A 16,623-nucleotide genomic window follows, 5' to 3' on the forward strand; every position below is an offset into this window, starting at 1 on the left:
TAAAATGAAAAAGAAATTAATTTATTCAATAACACTTACATGCATGATGCTGGGTGCATGTAGTGACGACTTTACGGAAATTGCTCCGACGGGGGCTCTTTCTGATGAAGCACTACAAAATGCGACTGGTGTAGACCTAAAGTTGACCGCTGCATACTCTGTTATGGACGGTGAACGTATTAACAGACAAGGTGAAGGAACTGCTGCAGGTGGTGACAACTGGTGGACCGATGTCGTTGCCGATGATGCCCATAGAGGAAGTACAGACGGTGATAATACTGCATTGTTTCAGGTTGAAACCTTGGATTGGCAAACAGGTAATAACTGGTTTCTTGGAAGATGGAGTGCACTTTTTGGTGGCGTAAACCGTGCCAATGCCGTTATCTCGCTCATAAACCAGATTCCAGACGGCGATTTTACCCAACAATTGGGAGAAGCCCAATTTTTAAGAGGGTATTTCAATTTTGAATTACAGAAATTTTATGGAAATGTTCCTTTTATCTCTGTAGAGAATTTGGACAACCAAGAATTTAACCAACCTAATCCTGGACCAATTTGGGCAGAAATCGAAGCTGACTTCCAAGCTGCCATTGACAATTTAGGATCAGATGTTGTAACGGGAAGAGCAAATTCTTGGGTAGCAAAAGCCTTTTTGGGAAAAGCGTATTTATATCAAGAAAAATGGGATGAAGCTTTTACTTTGTTAAACGAAGTGGCTACCGAAAGCCCCTATGAGCTAAACACCGAATATGTGAACAACTTTAACTTTGTTGGAGAAAACAGTGCAGAATCTATGTTCGCAATTCAATTTGTTTCAGATGACGGACGTTCGTATAACGGTAATGGTGCCGGCACATTGAACTTCCCTGGTGGTGGACCATTGGAAACTTGTTGTGGTTTTTATCAACCAACACAAGATTTGGTAAATGCGTTCCAAACAGATGGTAGTGGTCTTCCTTTATTGGATAATTATGCGGCAACAGATGTTGCCAATGATTACGGAATTGAGAGTGATGAACCTTTTACTCCACATACAGGACCTTTAGATCCAAGATTGGACTACACCGTATCTAGAAGAGGTATCGATTATAATGGTTTTGGTCCTAACCCAGGAAAAGAATGGATAAGAGCTACCTTTGCCGATATCTCCGGCCCTTATTTACCTAAAAAGAACGTATACCAAGCTGATGAAGTAGATGCCAACCGAGGTACAGGTGGTTGGGGATCTGATTGGTCTGGTATCAACTACAACATCATGCGTTTTGCCGATGTTCTGTTAATGGCCGCAGAAGCTGCTGTAGAAAAAACGAGTCCAGATCTTCCTTTGGCACTTGAGTATGTAAACCAAGTAAGAAACAGGGCTAAAAATATGACCTATGTTCAGAATGAGGCTGGTGATGCGCCTGCCGCTAATTATCAAATAGAGCCATACGCTGCTTTTCCTAGTCAAGATTTTGCTAGAAAAGCGGTTCGTTTTGAGCGTCGTTTAGAATTTGGTATGGAAGGCCATCGTTTGTTCGATTTAAGAAGATGGGGTGTTGCCGAGGAAACTATCAATACCTACATTGAAAATGAAGGTGAAGACTTTACCATAGAAAAAGTTGTCGATGGAGAAACTGTTACGATAAGCGCTGGATATGACAGTAAATTCAAAACATATACAGATAAACATAATCTGTTTCCAATTCCAGTAAATGCTATTGACCAAAGTGGTGGAGTTCTAACCCAGAATCCCGGTTACTAATCAATAGTAAATTGAAAAACAATGGAAAAGGGCGTTATAAACGCCCTTTTTTTATTGTCATACCTCAATAAAAGATTAATGAAAAATTAAAATGGCGCACCTAAAACTAACAGAAGATTAAAAACACCTTCTTTTTTAAGACATAATATAAAAAACAACAGCTTTTACCTAAATTTGTCTAAATATCATATTTATACAATATCATTGAGATATTTTGCTGTCATTTTCACTATATGACCCATTTATACCATTCAACCAAATTATCGCAAAGTTCTATGAGGAAATTAATATTTTTCACGATAACAATTTTACTTGCTTTTTTTTCATGTAAGAAAGAAAAAGAAACCTTGTTTTCATTAATTCCATCGGATCGTTCAGGAATTACCTTTAACAATAAAATAGTTGAAACCGATAGCTTTAACATTCTAACAAGCGAGTATATTTTCAATGGAGGTGGTGTTGCCATAGCAGATTTCAACAATGATGACCTTCCAGATATTTTCTTTTCTGGTAATCAAGTCCCAAACAAGTTATATATAAATAAAGGAGACCTCGAATTTGTGGATGTTTCCAAAGAGGCGAATATCGAAGCTATAAACAAATGGAATACGGGCATTGCCTTGGCCGATATAAATAACGACGGCCTTATGGATATTTATGTGTGTGCTGCCATGCTTGCTTCGGACGAAGAAAAAGCCAACATGCTTTTTGTAAATCAGGGAACCAACGATAAAGGTGTTCCTGTTTTTAAAGAAATGGCAAAACAATATGGTATCGCGGACATTGGCAATAGCATGGGGGCCACATTTTTTGATTACGACAAAGATGGCCTACTTGACCTATATGTTCTAAACAACGTAGATATACACATACTACCCGCCAACTATCGTAAAAAAATTACCGACGGTACCGCTTTAAGCAATGACAAACTGTACCATAACAATGGTGATGGAACTTTTACCAATGTTACAGAAAAAGCGGGCATTACCATCGAAGGATATGGCCTTGGCCTGGCCATCGCCGATATGAACTCTGACAGTTGGCCAGATATTTACGTTAGTAACGACTATTTGACCAATGACATCCTTTACATTAACAACCAAGACGGAACTTTCACCAACAATATATCGGAATTTGTAAAACACCAAAGTAAATTTTCTATGGGTAACGATATATCGGACTTTAACAATGATGGTTACCTCGACATTATTACCCTAGATATGTTAGGGGAAACAAACCGAAGATTAAAAACTACCATTTCCAACAATAAGTATACAAGCTACGTACTTAACGATAGATATGGCTACGAGTATCAATACAGTAGAAATATGCTACAAAAGGGGAACGGAAACGGTATACCCCATAGTGAAATCGGATTAATGTCCGGAGTTTCAAGAACAGATTGGAGCTGGTCTCCCCTATTTGCCGATATGGACAATGATGGTTACAAAGACCTTTTGATCACCAATGGATTTCCCCGAGATATTACAGACCTCGATTTTGGAGAATTTAAGTTCAACACCAGTAGATACTTAAGTCCAGATAAAATTTTAGATTCTATACCGACCATTAAAATTCCTAACTACGCCTATAAGTACGATGGTGCCAAGAAATTTATGGACAAAGGAAATGATTGGGGCTTAAGTGTTCCCTCTTTCTCCAACGGTGCCGCTTTTGCCGACCTTGATAATGATGGTGATCTAGACTACGTTGTAAACAACATAAACGACCCTGCCTTTTTATTTGAGAACAACCTAAACAACTCGGACACCAAAAGCCCCAATTACCTAAAAGTAAACCTCAAAGATTCTAAAACACATGGAATTGGAGCAAAATTAGTAGTAAGGTTCGACGATGGCACCTTTCAATATCACGAAAACTACCTTTATAGAGGATATATGTCTTCGGTAGAGGGTATTGTGCATTTTGGCTTGGGGAACAATAAAAAAGTAAGTTCTTTAGAGGTTTTATGGCCAAATGGTTCGTATCAAAAGATATCCGATATTACTATAAACCAAACAATATCCTTAAAACAAAAAGATGCCAAACCAATAGCCTTAAGCCAGCTAAACTTTCCTTTTGTCCCAAAAGACAATAAAAAATACTTTGCTGAAGTATCTGAAAAAATAGGTGTGGCATACAAGCACAAAGAACTGGATGTCATAGACTATAACGTTCAACGTATCTTACCTCATAAACTAACACAAAATGGCCCATGTTTGGCTTCTGGGGATATGAATGGTGACGGTACCGAAGACTTCATTATCGGAAGCTCTGCAGGGTACTCACCAGTGATCTTTTACCAAGATGAAGAAGGAAACTTTGAGCAAAAGATCTTGTTTGAAAATGAAGAGGACAAAAAATATGAGGAGGAAGGCATCGCCCTTTTCGATTTGGACAACGATGGTGACCTTGATCTTTATCTAGTTTCAGGCAGCAATGAATTTATGCTGGACAAAAGCTTATACCAAGACAGGCTATTTATTAACGATGGTAATGGTAATTATGAATTGGCATTGGACAGAATGCCCAATATAAATGCCAGTGGATCGGTAGTTTCTGTGTATGATTATAATGACGATGGTTTTGACGACCTATTTGTAGGAGGAAGAACTCCTTTTTCTCAATATCCGATTGCAGAAAATAGCTTTTTATTAAAAAATGAAAACGGAAAGCTCATAGATGCAACCGATACCGATGCACCTGAATTAAGAAAAATTGGCATGATCACCGATGCTTCATGGGCAGATATTGATGCTGACGGACTAAAAGATTTAGTTGTTGTTGGTGAGTTTATGCCCATAACCATTTTTAAGAATAAAAAATCTAAACTTACCAAACTGGAAAACATAGGTGTAGATAGTTTATTGGGATGGTGGGAAAGCATAGAACCCTATGATATCGACAAGGATGGCGATATAGACTTTATTGTAGGTAATATGGGTGCGAACAACTTTTACCAACCATCAAAAGAAAAACCAGTAACGCTCATCTATAAAGATTTTGACAAAAATGGTACTGTAGACCCGGTGATGTTCGCTTATTTTATGGATAGTTTCGACAATCCAGAATATAAATCCTTCCCTGTAAATTTCTGGGGAGACCTGTATGGCCAAAGTCCTTTGTTCAGGTCAAAATACACTTCGTACAAAGCATATGCCCAAGCTACGGAACATACCTTGTTCAACGAAGAAGAACTTAAGGGAGCCAACACCTTGTCCGGTAATTATGACAGAAGTATCTTTCTGGAAAATTTAGGAAATGGAAAATTCGATTACAAAGAACTTCCATGGGAGACACAGTCCGCGCCGATCAACGGGGCAACGGTTACCGATTATAACAATGATGATATATTAGATGTATTGCTGATAGGGAATGATCATGGAAATGAGATTTTTATAGGAAAATACGATGCCTTTAACGGTAGTCTATTACAAGGGGACGGAAAAGGAGGTTTCTCCACTATAGATCCGCAAACAAGTGGTTTTGTTGCCGAAGGTGACGCCAAGGATATAATTACCTTAAAAAATGCAAGTGGCGGTAATCCGTATATAATCGTGACCCAAAATAGAGGCCCGCTCAAAGTTTTTCAAAAACAATAATGGTTAAATTTATCGATGGAACAGGGCAGAATTCTCAATTTTGCATACACCTATATAATGCCGAATTGAAATTGAATGCCGAGATTGATACTTTATATAAATGAAAGAAAAATCGATTATTAGAAATTTCATTGTCTCTTTCATTTTGTTAATATTTATCGCCTGTACGCCGAAAAAAGAAAAAAGAGCCGTAACTCTTTACAAGTCTTATTGTGCAAGTTGTCATCTGCTACCCAAGATCAATGACCTACCAAAACATATATGGAAAGATGGAGTGTTACCGGACATGGCGGCAAGAATGGGCATTATAGATTCTACCAACGATCCGTTAAGGCGAATTTCCAGAAAAGAGCAAGTTGCTATCTTGGAGTCTGGCATATACCCCAGAACCCCCATGTTGTCTAAAGAAGATTGGTCTTTGCTTCGCGAGTATATAATTTCAATGGCACCAGATTCTTTATATTCCGCCAACAACAAATATAAAGCGGAAGACCTACTCCAATTTAAACCAGAAGCAATACGGCTAGATAGCACTAAAGGGTCTTTAATAAGTTTTTTGGCATTTGATCAAAAAGAAAAAGCAATAATTAGTGGCGACCTCAACGGGAACCTCATAAAATATGATGCAAAAAAAGCAATCTTAACATCATCGGAAAAAACAGTAGATGCTTTAACTACATATATTCAAAAAGACAGCTTAACATACTTGACCTCTATAGGGTATTTAAACCCTTCAGAGCAACACCGTGGCTCTTTAGATATATACAGTGACAGTATAAAGCTAAACAAGAGCTCCATTGTTCTTCATAGGCCTGTGCACACTTTGGTAGAAGATTTGAACAATAATGGCCATAACGAGATTGTTGTAAGCGAGTTCGGCAACCTTACAGGCAGTTTATCCCTATTTCATGAATCGAGCGACCATAACTTTGAAAAGAAAATTCTATTGAACCAACCTGGAACATTGCGCTCTATAGCAAAGGATATAAACCGAGACGGAAAAACAGATATTTTGGCCCTTACATCCCAAGGGCAAGAAAGCATTGTCGCCTTTTACCAACAGGACAGTTTAAAATTTAAAAAGGAAACCCTAGTTAGATTTAGCCCGTTATCTGGCTCTAGTTGGTTCGAACTGATAGATTTTGATGGAGACGGCGATGATGATATAATAACCGTACATGGTGATAATGCAGATAAAAGCTATGTTCACAAACCCTACCATGGGCTACGTATTCATATAAACAATGGATCAAACGAATTTACCGAAGCTTACTTTTACCCACTAAACGGGGCTACTCGTGTCAACTGTGAAGATTATGATAATGATGGCGATATCGACTTTGCGATTGTGGCCACTTTTCCCGACTATGAAAAAAACCCAAAAGGTTCATTCGTATATTTAGAAAACAAGAACCCTGAAAATTTCGAATTTAAACCCTTCACCTTCAACACTTCTAATCTTGGCCGATGGTTTTTATTGGATTCCGGTGATGTAGACTCTGATGGGGACATTGATATTGTATTAAGTTCTTTCACCTATACATTTACCCCCGTACCCGATAATTTATATGATACTTGGAACAATTCGGACATTGACATTATAATCTTAAAAAATAACCTGTTTCCTTAATCCTTTTTATAGTCCTTACAAATTTCATTTGTTTAATCGTTGCCCCATAAACCATTCATAGAGTTCATCTGTGGCATAGGCCCTTGTCCATGCGTTATGGCCGACATTTTCATATTTTGTAAAACGTACGTCGTAGCCCATTTGCTTAAGTTTTGCCACCATAGATTCCGATTCCTCCACAGGAATGGATTTATCTTCCTCCCCGTGAAACACCCACATAGGCATTTCTTTATTTATCCAGGAAGCATATGGCAATGGCGTCATACCACAAACAACGGCCATGGCCGCAAAGGTATCCGGATATTGTACCGCCATTTCCCAAGCTGCTGCTCCTCCCCTGCTCAACCCTGTCAAATAAATCCTGGTTTTATCCACCCTATTATCAGAAACAACAGAATCCAACAATTGTTTTACAGCTCTTGTATTCCACCATTTTTTGGGATAAGGGTTTTGGGGTATCAATATCAAGAACGGAAATTTCTTACCCTCTACAATGAGCTTTGGAGGACCACTCCTTTTTGTCTCCCCAAGACTTTGCCCCGATTCACCACCACCATGTAAAAAAAGTAGTATTGGAAATTCTGCATTGGGATCCTTATCATAATCGTTAGGATAGTATAAATAATAACTTAGTTTCTCCTTAACGGAGGTTTCAAACTCATCATCTATTAGATTCGGACCCGTTTGCGACGCACAACTATTAATAATTAAAAGTACCAGTAAATAGTGAATTTTCTTGACCAAATTAAGTGTTCTTATTTACTTTTCAATATAGGTAAAACAACCTAAAAAAGCGAATATAACATAACAAAGAACCCCAAGATCTTAAATCTTGGGGTTCCTCAACATTATAATATAAACTATATTATCTATATAAGGTAAAATGACCTACATAACGAGTTTCCCTATCGGCAAGGGCATTTACCACGTACCAATAATCTCCAGACGGCAATTCTTTACCTTCATAGGTTCCATCCCAGTTACTTACTTCGTTCAATATAGCGACCACCCTACCATATCTATCGTAGATCTTAACTTCTACGGTGTCAAAAAATTCACGGTTTTTGGGCGACCATACATCGTTTTCTCCATCACCGTCTGGTGTAAAGAAATTGGGTATCTCCAGCATACCGGTAAACTCAAAAGGCACTTCGACCTCTGCAACACACCCATTAGAGTCAACGACACGAACATTTACCGTACCACTATCATTGGTCGTATAGATAGTTTCCGCACCGTAAGATTGTCCGTTAAAGAAATATTCATAACCACCATATCCGCCTTCGGCAGAAGCCGTAAGTTCGTTTGGTCCGGTCTTTATTGCCGATAGGGTCAATGGATCATAACTATCTACCGTAAAATCTACCGAATTGGTACAACCGTTCTGATGATAGATATAAACGGTATGGTCTCCAGCTTGTAGATTACCCCATACATTTTCAACACCGGCGTTAGAGGTGATGGCATCTGTTGGATCTAATGGATCCAAAGCAAACATAAGATCATCCATATCTACACTTGCCAGCATTTGAATTGTTACAGTACTATTGGGGAAAATTCCCTCACAACCATATTGTATAACGGGCTCTGCGGTTAGATCTACCCCGATGCCTACAGTAATCAACTCAACCGTAGAACAAAGATTCGCATCTTGTACATGTATGGCGTATGACGCACCACCTTGTAAATTTTCAATTATTTGACCTGGTGTATACGGTGCAAATGTTCCTGTCCCCGTTTCATCCACAGGATCTATCATTTCTATCTTATATTCAAAATAAGGGGTCGGGCTTACCAACGGATCATTAAACGGTGTACCTCCAGTAATATTGAACGTTACGGTTCCATCATTGGCACCGATACACAATTCGGGAGTTGTTTGAATATCCACTATCTGCAGAACATCCGGTTCTGTTACGGTAATATAATCCTTTTCAAAACAGCCGTTTTCATCTTGAATCAAAATCTCATAAGTACCTTGTGCAAGGTCTTCAAAAACATAGGTTCCCGGATTGGCAGGATCACTAAAGAACTCGTTGAAGTTAGGCTCAATGGCAAATTGAATTAAACCAACACCACCAGAAAGCACCTCAACAGTAATGGTTCCGTCCTCTTCTCCATTACAGGTAACGGGAGTGGAATCAGCATCAAAAGTTATGGGTTCCGGTCTAACAATTTCAAAAGGTCCAGCAATATCCATACAAGTACTACCACTAGTTACGGCAATATAGTAATCATCCCCTTCAGGAAGACCTTCAAAAGTACCGTTATCCTGTGGCCCCCTGAATAAAGTTGCTGAAGGATCAGGATTAAACGCATCTACAGGATCACCGTTATATAGGTAGAAAATATCATCACCAACACCTCCGTTTACGAACGACTCTATTCTACCATCCAATTCTGAAGCACAAGAAATATCATCCGGCAAATTTGGTAAAATGGTGATACCCGTAGCATTTGTCATCGTAATACCGTTAGACCTAACCGCTAAACATGTACTAAGCGCACTTGTCTTTCTTACATCAAATTGATACGTTATTCCCTGAACTCCAGTAATTAAAACCGATGTACCTGCCATCGGTAGCCACCCTCCTACGGTCACACCGTTCTCTACTCTCATATACTCATAAGTATAGGATGGATCGGGATTTTCTATGGAGAGTCTCATTTCACCGTCTCCACCACAACCCGGAACACGGGTCTGTACCAATAATGGCTCTATTGGCGGTGGTGGATCCACGTAATATGGTTCCGTTACATATAAACAATCAAAACTTGAAGAAACTTCTATCGCATACCAACCGGCACTAATGAACCCTCCACTGGCACCTACAAATGTTGGCGTATTCTGCAAACCACTTGCAGATGCTATATCGGTATTATCATTACTGTTCAAGTACAACAATCTATAATTATAGCCTGCTCCAGGGAAACCTCCCGTAGCTCCTGCCGATGCCGTAGTCGCATCTCCGGTGGTAGGATCATAGGCCTCCAGAATCGCATTGTTTCCATTAGGACAATCCAACCCTTGTGGTTCTCTGATGCCTGCGTCTATTTGTGGAACCTCTTCCAATTCAATTTCAAATGTACTAGAGCACAATTCCGAATCCCTAATCTGTACTTGATAAAATCCGAATGAAAGTCCGGTAAACTCGTTATTATTGGAATAAGGAGCTATTTCAGAGGTATAGGTGGCACCACCGTCCAAACTTAACATTAAACGATACTCATAAGGAGAATCGTCCCATCCACCTGTACCGGTAGCCTGTATTTCTCCACTATCGTTACCACAACCAACATTACCGACCGAAGTTGCAGTTACCTGCAATACCCCATTAGGTGTTCTAATATTGGCTACATTACTATCATTTGAGCAATAAGGTTCATCTACGGATACTACCTCTACAATGAAATTTCCACCAGGTAGGCCCGTAATTCTCGCAGGGTCGCCATTGACATCGGGGAAATTATTGGTATCAAAACTACCACTTGCCAACGGGGTTGTTTTGGTTACATCGGAAGCTTCATATACATTATAATCATAAACACCGGAAAAGTCGGTTACTTCTATAAACAATTCTCCGTCACTACTTCCAAAACAACTTACAGGTTTAGCCTCGGAAATAGAAATTGTAGGTAATTGTGGTTCTGCTACCGTATGTACTGGCATAGGATAAGTACACCCGCCAACGTTATCGATAACTTCAAACAAATAATCGCCTGAAGCTGGTAAATAAACATCCACAAAATTATCACCAGGATTGTTGGTATAATTTGGTACGGGTACGGCAGAAACCGTCTGTATTGTAAAGTCGGTAGTACCTGTCACTTCAATTCGCACCCTCTCATCATCCCTACAATTTAATGGATCCACTTCTATGATAGATGGCGTCACATCATCAGGTATCGCTATCGTAGGCACATCAAAAGTTGTTTGACACCCATTACCATCCATAGCATATACCGTAATATTTCTTGGACTACCATTATCTATGATCTCGAAAGTATTGGATGTTTGGTAGTTTGAAAAACCGGTAATACTGTACTGATAACCAGCACCAACCGTACCCGGATCCACCACATTTACCGTAATTACCGTTGAGCTATACCTATTGGCACCCGTCTCACAAGCAAAAGGAGGCGCAGATGCCGTAATTGAAAATGCAAGTGGCTCGGCAATCGTAACCTCTACCTCATCTGTACAACCTTTGTCCGTAACCACCTGGGCAACATAATCCCCTGGAGTTAAATTCGTAAAAGACCCCGAGGTGTTTGTAAATAAAGGTGTTGGGCTTGGAGGCAATGGCAAAGTACCAGAATATAAATTATAAGCAGCAATACCATCTATATCGGTACCTGGAGACAAAGTTAGATTTATGCTACCATCATCGGCACCATTACAGCTAATATCACTTTTTCCATCGTCAACGATTAAAGGGGCCGTAGGTATTGTACTTATAATATTATCAACTGTGACAGTACAATTATTAGTACCGTCCGTAACTTGGTTATCGGTAACCAAAACTTGATATTCTCCAGCTCCGATTCCTGTAAAAACACCTGTGTTATTATTAGCAATATACGTTCCTAGGTTATCTTGCAGTTCATAATCGAAATCACCACTTCCTCCGTCGGCTTTAACAGTAATTATACCGTCCGGATCCGTACAAGTAGGTTCCGTTGTAAATTTTCCTGAGGCCGATAGTTTTTGAAAAACCTCCGGTTCAGCAAAACCTTCACACCCATTAGCATCGATTACATCTACTCTATATACTCCAATACTACTTACTGTAAAAGTAGCTTCCCATCGGTTATCAGCTGCGTCAAAAACTCCAAACTGACTTACACCACCTAAAGTAAAATTAGGGGTATCTATATTTGCGGGCATATACACATCAATAGTAAATGTTGCCGCTGTCACATCACATTGGTTACTTACGTCAAAGTCTGGTGCGGGCAATGGAGGATCTTCTGCAATTACCGCAGTAGAAATCTGGTATGCACAATTTCTAGAATCCCTGACCCATATGTCATAATTTATACCTGGAGCTATCGCACCTGGCAAGGATACGGTCGATGCCGTAGAAAAATCATCCGATGGATCTGCCGGTGTTAGCGTTCCATCCGTATCAACAGGTGAACCAGCAGGCACAAAAGCATATTCGTAAGGTGCACCGTCCGGTAATGACCCTGCGCCAGATGAAGGATAAGGAGTTCCCCCACTTCCCCGAACCGTTAATTGCCCATCAGCATTACAATTGGCATTTATATTCTCTATAACATCTATCCTTGGCATATTAAGTATAGCAACCGTAGAAGCGCCGTCAGAACAGTTTGTCCCATTATCATATACTAGAATGCTATACGCACCTTCAGGAACTTGATATGAATATGTGAGATCCGGTCTTGTTTCGGATAAAAACAAATCACCCGTCTCTGTATTCCTTATTTCTATATCAAATGGCCCCACAGCCGATAACCCAGTAATAGTATAAGTTAGATCCACTAAATTTCCGGGTATACAAGTGGCATTATCAATAGCCAAAGAAACGTCAAGATCCGTAGGCCCAGCTGGAACCTCTATCACTTCTTCGTAAATACAATTAGTTGCCGTATCTACGACTTCAACGGTAAAGGTCTGTCCGAATTGGATACCACTAAAGCAATACCTTCTTATACCTGGGGCCAAAGAAGTATACGTATATGGTGGCAAAGAGCCATCCACCATACGAATATCAAATGGGCCAGTACCTCCCACTATATCTACGCAATACGTAAATCCGCCCGGAGTACAGATTAAAGGCAATGTAGTATTATCGGGCACTATATCTACGGTAGCACTTATAACCGTAACAACATCAATATCTCTACAACCCCTAGAATCTAAAGTGATAACCTGATATTGACCTGGTACAATATCATCATGATAAATATCAAGAGGATAGGTAGTGGATGCATCCGTTGTTACCCTTGTTATTTCTGTACCTAATAAATCTTCTACTATATAGGTATATTCGGGCACACCATCTGCAATACCTGTTATTTGGATACCCCCAGAAACAACACTGGCACTACAAGTGGCATCCAAAGGAGCTACGGTGGCATCTGGTGCCACAATAGGATCTGGATCTACTGTCACATCTACAATACCAGGTATTAAACATCCTCTGCTATCTTTTACCAAATACTCATAAGTACCAACGGACAACCCTGAATAAACCGTTTGTGAAGAAAACTCATAAGCACCATCGTCTCCAACGCCATAAGTTAAGCTTCCATCAGGGCCAAATTTTATTTCAAAAGGTGGAATACCTACAGTGGGATCTGGAATAATTTCTATAAATCCACTATTATCGTCTCCACAACTGGTTCCTGTTACATCATGTGTAGCTACAATACTAGTAGGCTGAACAAAAGTAATAGGTTCAGATATATCGGAACAGCCATTGCTATCCGTAACAGATACGGTATAATCACCGTGTTCACCGAAAGGTACGGTATAATTAAAAGAGTCGGATGGTAATTGGAGATTTGTAGCCCCAGTAACGGCTACCCCATCTTTGTATATTGTATAAGAAGTGGTTGATAAATCACTTATGTCCCCACCATTTACACTGATTCCTAAAGTACCATCTCCGCCACATGGTATTTCATCGATAATACTCAAACTTACATTAATCTGAGGCGGAACAGTAATAGAAACCTGATTGCGACAATTATTGTCATCTTGTACTTCTATGGTATATGTTCCGGGTACCAAACCATTAAAGGTAGGACTAGCCTGGAAAGCGCCATTATTAATTCGGTATACATGGCCTGTACCTCCACCTGTAGAAGAAACTGTCACAGACGCATTGTTTGCCGGAGAATAACATAAATCCGAACTCACAATATCTATTGTTGGAGGAATACGTTCTTCTAAATCAAAGGTAAATGAAGCTGTACAACCTTCGGAATCCTCTACTGTCAAAGTATATACATCGGATGGATCTAAAATATCGGTAGGCTCCGTAAGGTTACCAAAAAATCGGCTCGATTTAGGACCAACAGTAATACCAGAAGGATATTCCAGAGTATATCTATTTCCTCCCCATCCTCCAGTAACTACAGCTTCGACCCGTCCTATGTTATTATTATCGCACGTCATCGGTGTAACAATACTTCCACTTAGGTCCAAAACAGTAGCTTCTTCTATATCAAAAGAAGCAGTATCCGTACAACCTGTATCCGCATCCGTTACCGTAATCGTATAGGTTCCTGCACCGGATAACGGCAAGTCTACCTCCGTATCGTTTTGAGGACCGCCAGAGTACAGTCCACCATTAATTTCGTAGGTATAGTTATTGGCAAAACCGTCTATTATAAAAGTTCCCGTACCATCAGTGGCACCATTACAAACCCTTAAATCACCACCAGATTTTACCCTAGCCCTTATAGAACTTATTACAGCAGGGCTAAAGCCTTCGGTATAGGTACAACCATTGTCATCCGTTATTTGAAAAATATATGATGATGAAGTACTTAAACCTACAAATATGTTACTGGAGCCATTATCATGGATAATAGGACTTATTATAGAATAGTTTGCTATGGGCGCACTGGAAGTCGGCGTCAAGGTAACATCGGAAGTACCTGCGCTACAATTCACATTACTCTGAGCAAAATCAAGATCCGAAGGTGGATCTACATCTAAAATCTCAATAGGTGTAAGCTCTAAACGACATCCGCCTCCATCACGTATTATTGGTGTATAAGTACCCGCAGCCAAACCAGAATAGGATGTAACGCCTGAAAAGTTGACTCCATCGATACTAAATTCATACCCACTACCGGACCCTCCCGTAAAAGGGCCTACAAAATCTATCTGCCCACCAGTGGTACCGCCGCTACCATCACAGGTAACATCGGATATCTTTGTAGCCGAGCCGGTAATGACACCTACATTGGTAACGGTTACGGAAGGTAAGCTCATAGTACATTCGAAACCACCTTGTTGATATCTAACCTCTATATCGTTATAAGTACCCGCAGCAACGGATATTTGTGGGGTTGTAACCCAAGGGTCTCCAGAATCTATTCTATAAGATAGGTTATATCCCCTGGCATCGTTTATAGTAAAATCTATTTTAGCACCACCATTACTACACGTACCATCTATTCCAGTAACCGTGACATCTGGCGGTAAAAGCTCCTCTACATTAGAAGAAGCCGTTATAGTACAACCGTTACTATCGGTAATCAAAAAGTCATACGTACCGGGTGATGTAACGGTAAATGTTGTTGAGCCAGTATCCGTAGAGGGATCACCATAAGAAGGCTGAACCGCCCCCCCATTAACGGTAAAAGAATAGGGAGCAGAACCTCCACTGGTATTTACAATGATATCCACACTGGAAATGGTAGAACACCCAAAACTACTATTTACCTCGGTAGATGCGTCCAATGCGCTAATATCCGAACCAATAGTTATAGGATTACCAAAGGTATCCAGATTTTGTCTTGGCGGATCTATTCCATTTAAAACGTCTCCTTGACATTGTTGGGTTTCCACTTGTACAATATACGTACCTGAACCTACCGCCGAAAAAGTATAGGTTTCATCTGGAATAAAAGCCGTAAACTCTTGCGCAATACCACTAGAGTTTAGTATGGTATACTTATAGGGACCAAGACCTGGAGTCGGGGTCACCGTAATGGTCCCCGTTTCTCCATAACAGGCAATATCCGTGAAATTAACGGATATATCCAAGCTTTTCTCTTCGATCACTATGGGCTCATAGGGATATTCACAAGTATTGGGCGTATCTTTTAAACGAGCCTTTACCATATAGGTGCCAGGTGCCAAATTAGAAAAAATAGCACCTTGCCACGGACCATATCCACTACCACTATCTATACTGAATTCATAAGCACTCGAAAGATTGGTAACCTGTATTCTTCCAGGTACATCACATATGTAATCTTGTTTAACATATGTCTGTGTAATCGTACTTTTTTTAACCTTAAAGTAATAAATCTGTCCGTCGGCAACTACTCTATATTCGGCTCCGACAGTAGATGGTACACTACTTGCATCTAGATTAAAAGTTTGTCCAGTAGCTACCTGAGAGTAGCAAGAACCTGTATTTGGACAGTCCTCATTAATATCCGGAGAACAAGTACCCCCTAAAATTTGCCAAGAAACAGAACTATAGGGTCCCCCCGACAAACTTATAATACGGTCATCGTTATTTCCACACAAATTAAAACGTGCAACTGTAAAACCATTATCACTACAACCGACTTCTTCATCCGCCCCTTGTATAATAGTTGCGAACATAGGCGCCATTGCCAATTTCTTGTTGCTAACCAAAGTCTTTGAAACTGAATTTGACGAATCTGAGGCGTTGGACTCTTCTGATTTTACAGAAAGAGCACTATCAACCACTTTGTCGAATACAAAGTTTACCTCGTTAAGTAGTTTATTAATACTGGAGTCTGCAAGTGCCGTAGAGCCAACTACCGAAAGTAGTATCAGTAGTAGTACATACAGCGTCTTGCGCTGTTGTTTTGAATGCATAGGTTAAGTAGAGTTTGGTAAGAACAATGGCGCTCTTGGGGTGACACTATTGTTCTTTGTGTAATTATTTATACTTATATTTTTCTGT

At 39.9% G+C, this 16,623-nt stretch carries 5 protein-coding genes; 3 read left to right on the forward strand and 2 right to left on the reverse strand.

Annotated features, from left to right (window positions below; all coding sequences use genetic code 11):
• The first annotated feature begins 4 nt into the window (after positions 1-4).
• The 3 genes from AB657_RS06890 to AB657_RS06900 all read left to right on the forward strand — a co-directional run bounded on the left by AB657_RS06890 (position 5) and on the right by AB657_RS06900 (position 6,976).
• Entirely contained in the window at positions 5-1,744 is a 1,740-nt protein-coding gene (locus tag AB657_RS06890; protein ID WP_047245819.1) for a RagB/SusD family nutrient uptake outer membrane protein, read from the forward strand.
• Positions 1,745-2,019: 275 nt separating this feature from the next.
• A complete protein-coding gene (locus AB657_RS06895; RefSeq protein ID WP_047247860.1) occupies positions 2,020-5,346 on the forward strand; it encodes a VCBS repeat-containing protein in 3,327 nt (1,108 codons plus the stop codon).
• 100 nt (positions 5,347-5,446) lie between these two features.
• Positions 5,447-6,976, forward strand: coding sequence for an FG-GAP-like repeat-containing protein (locus tag AB657_RS06900; protein WP_047245820.1), 1,530 nt, complete (start codon positions 5,447-5,449; stop codon positions 6,974-6,976).
• A 24-nt stretch (positions 6,977-7,000) separates the two neighbouring features.
• Here AB657_RS06900 and AB657_RS06905 read toward each other — a convergent pair whose 3' ends face one another.
• Both AB657_RS06905 and AB657_RS06910 read right to left on the reverse strand, forming a co-directional pair.
• Positions 7,001-7,720, reverse strand: a complete 720-nt coding sequence (locus AB657_RS06905) for a carboxylesterase family protein (RefSeq protein ID WP_047245821.1) — start codon at positions 7,718-7,720, stop codon at positions 7,001-7,003.
• A 121-nt stretch (positions 7,721-7,841) separates the two neighbouring features.
• The gene (locus AB657_RS06910; RefSeq protein WP_047245822.1) at positions 7,842-16,535 is read right to left on the reverse strand and encodes a T9SS type B sorting domain-containing protein; all 8,694 of its coding nucleotides are present in this window, start codon (positions 16,533-16,535) and stop codon (positions 7,842-7,844) included.
• Positions 16,536-16,623: the final 88 nt, after the last annotated feature.

This window comes from Maribacter thermophilus, from assembly GCF_001020565.1.
Lineage (GTDB): Bacteria > Bacteroidota > Bacteroidia > Flavobacteriales > Flavobacteriaceae > Maribacter > Maribacter thermophilus.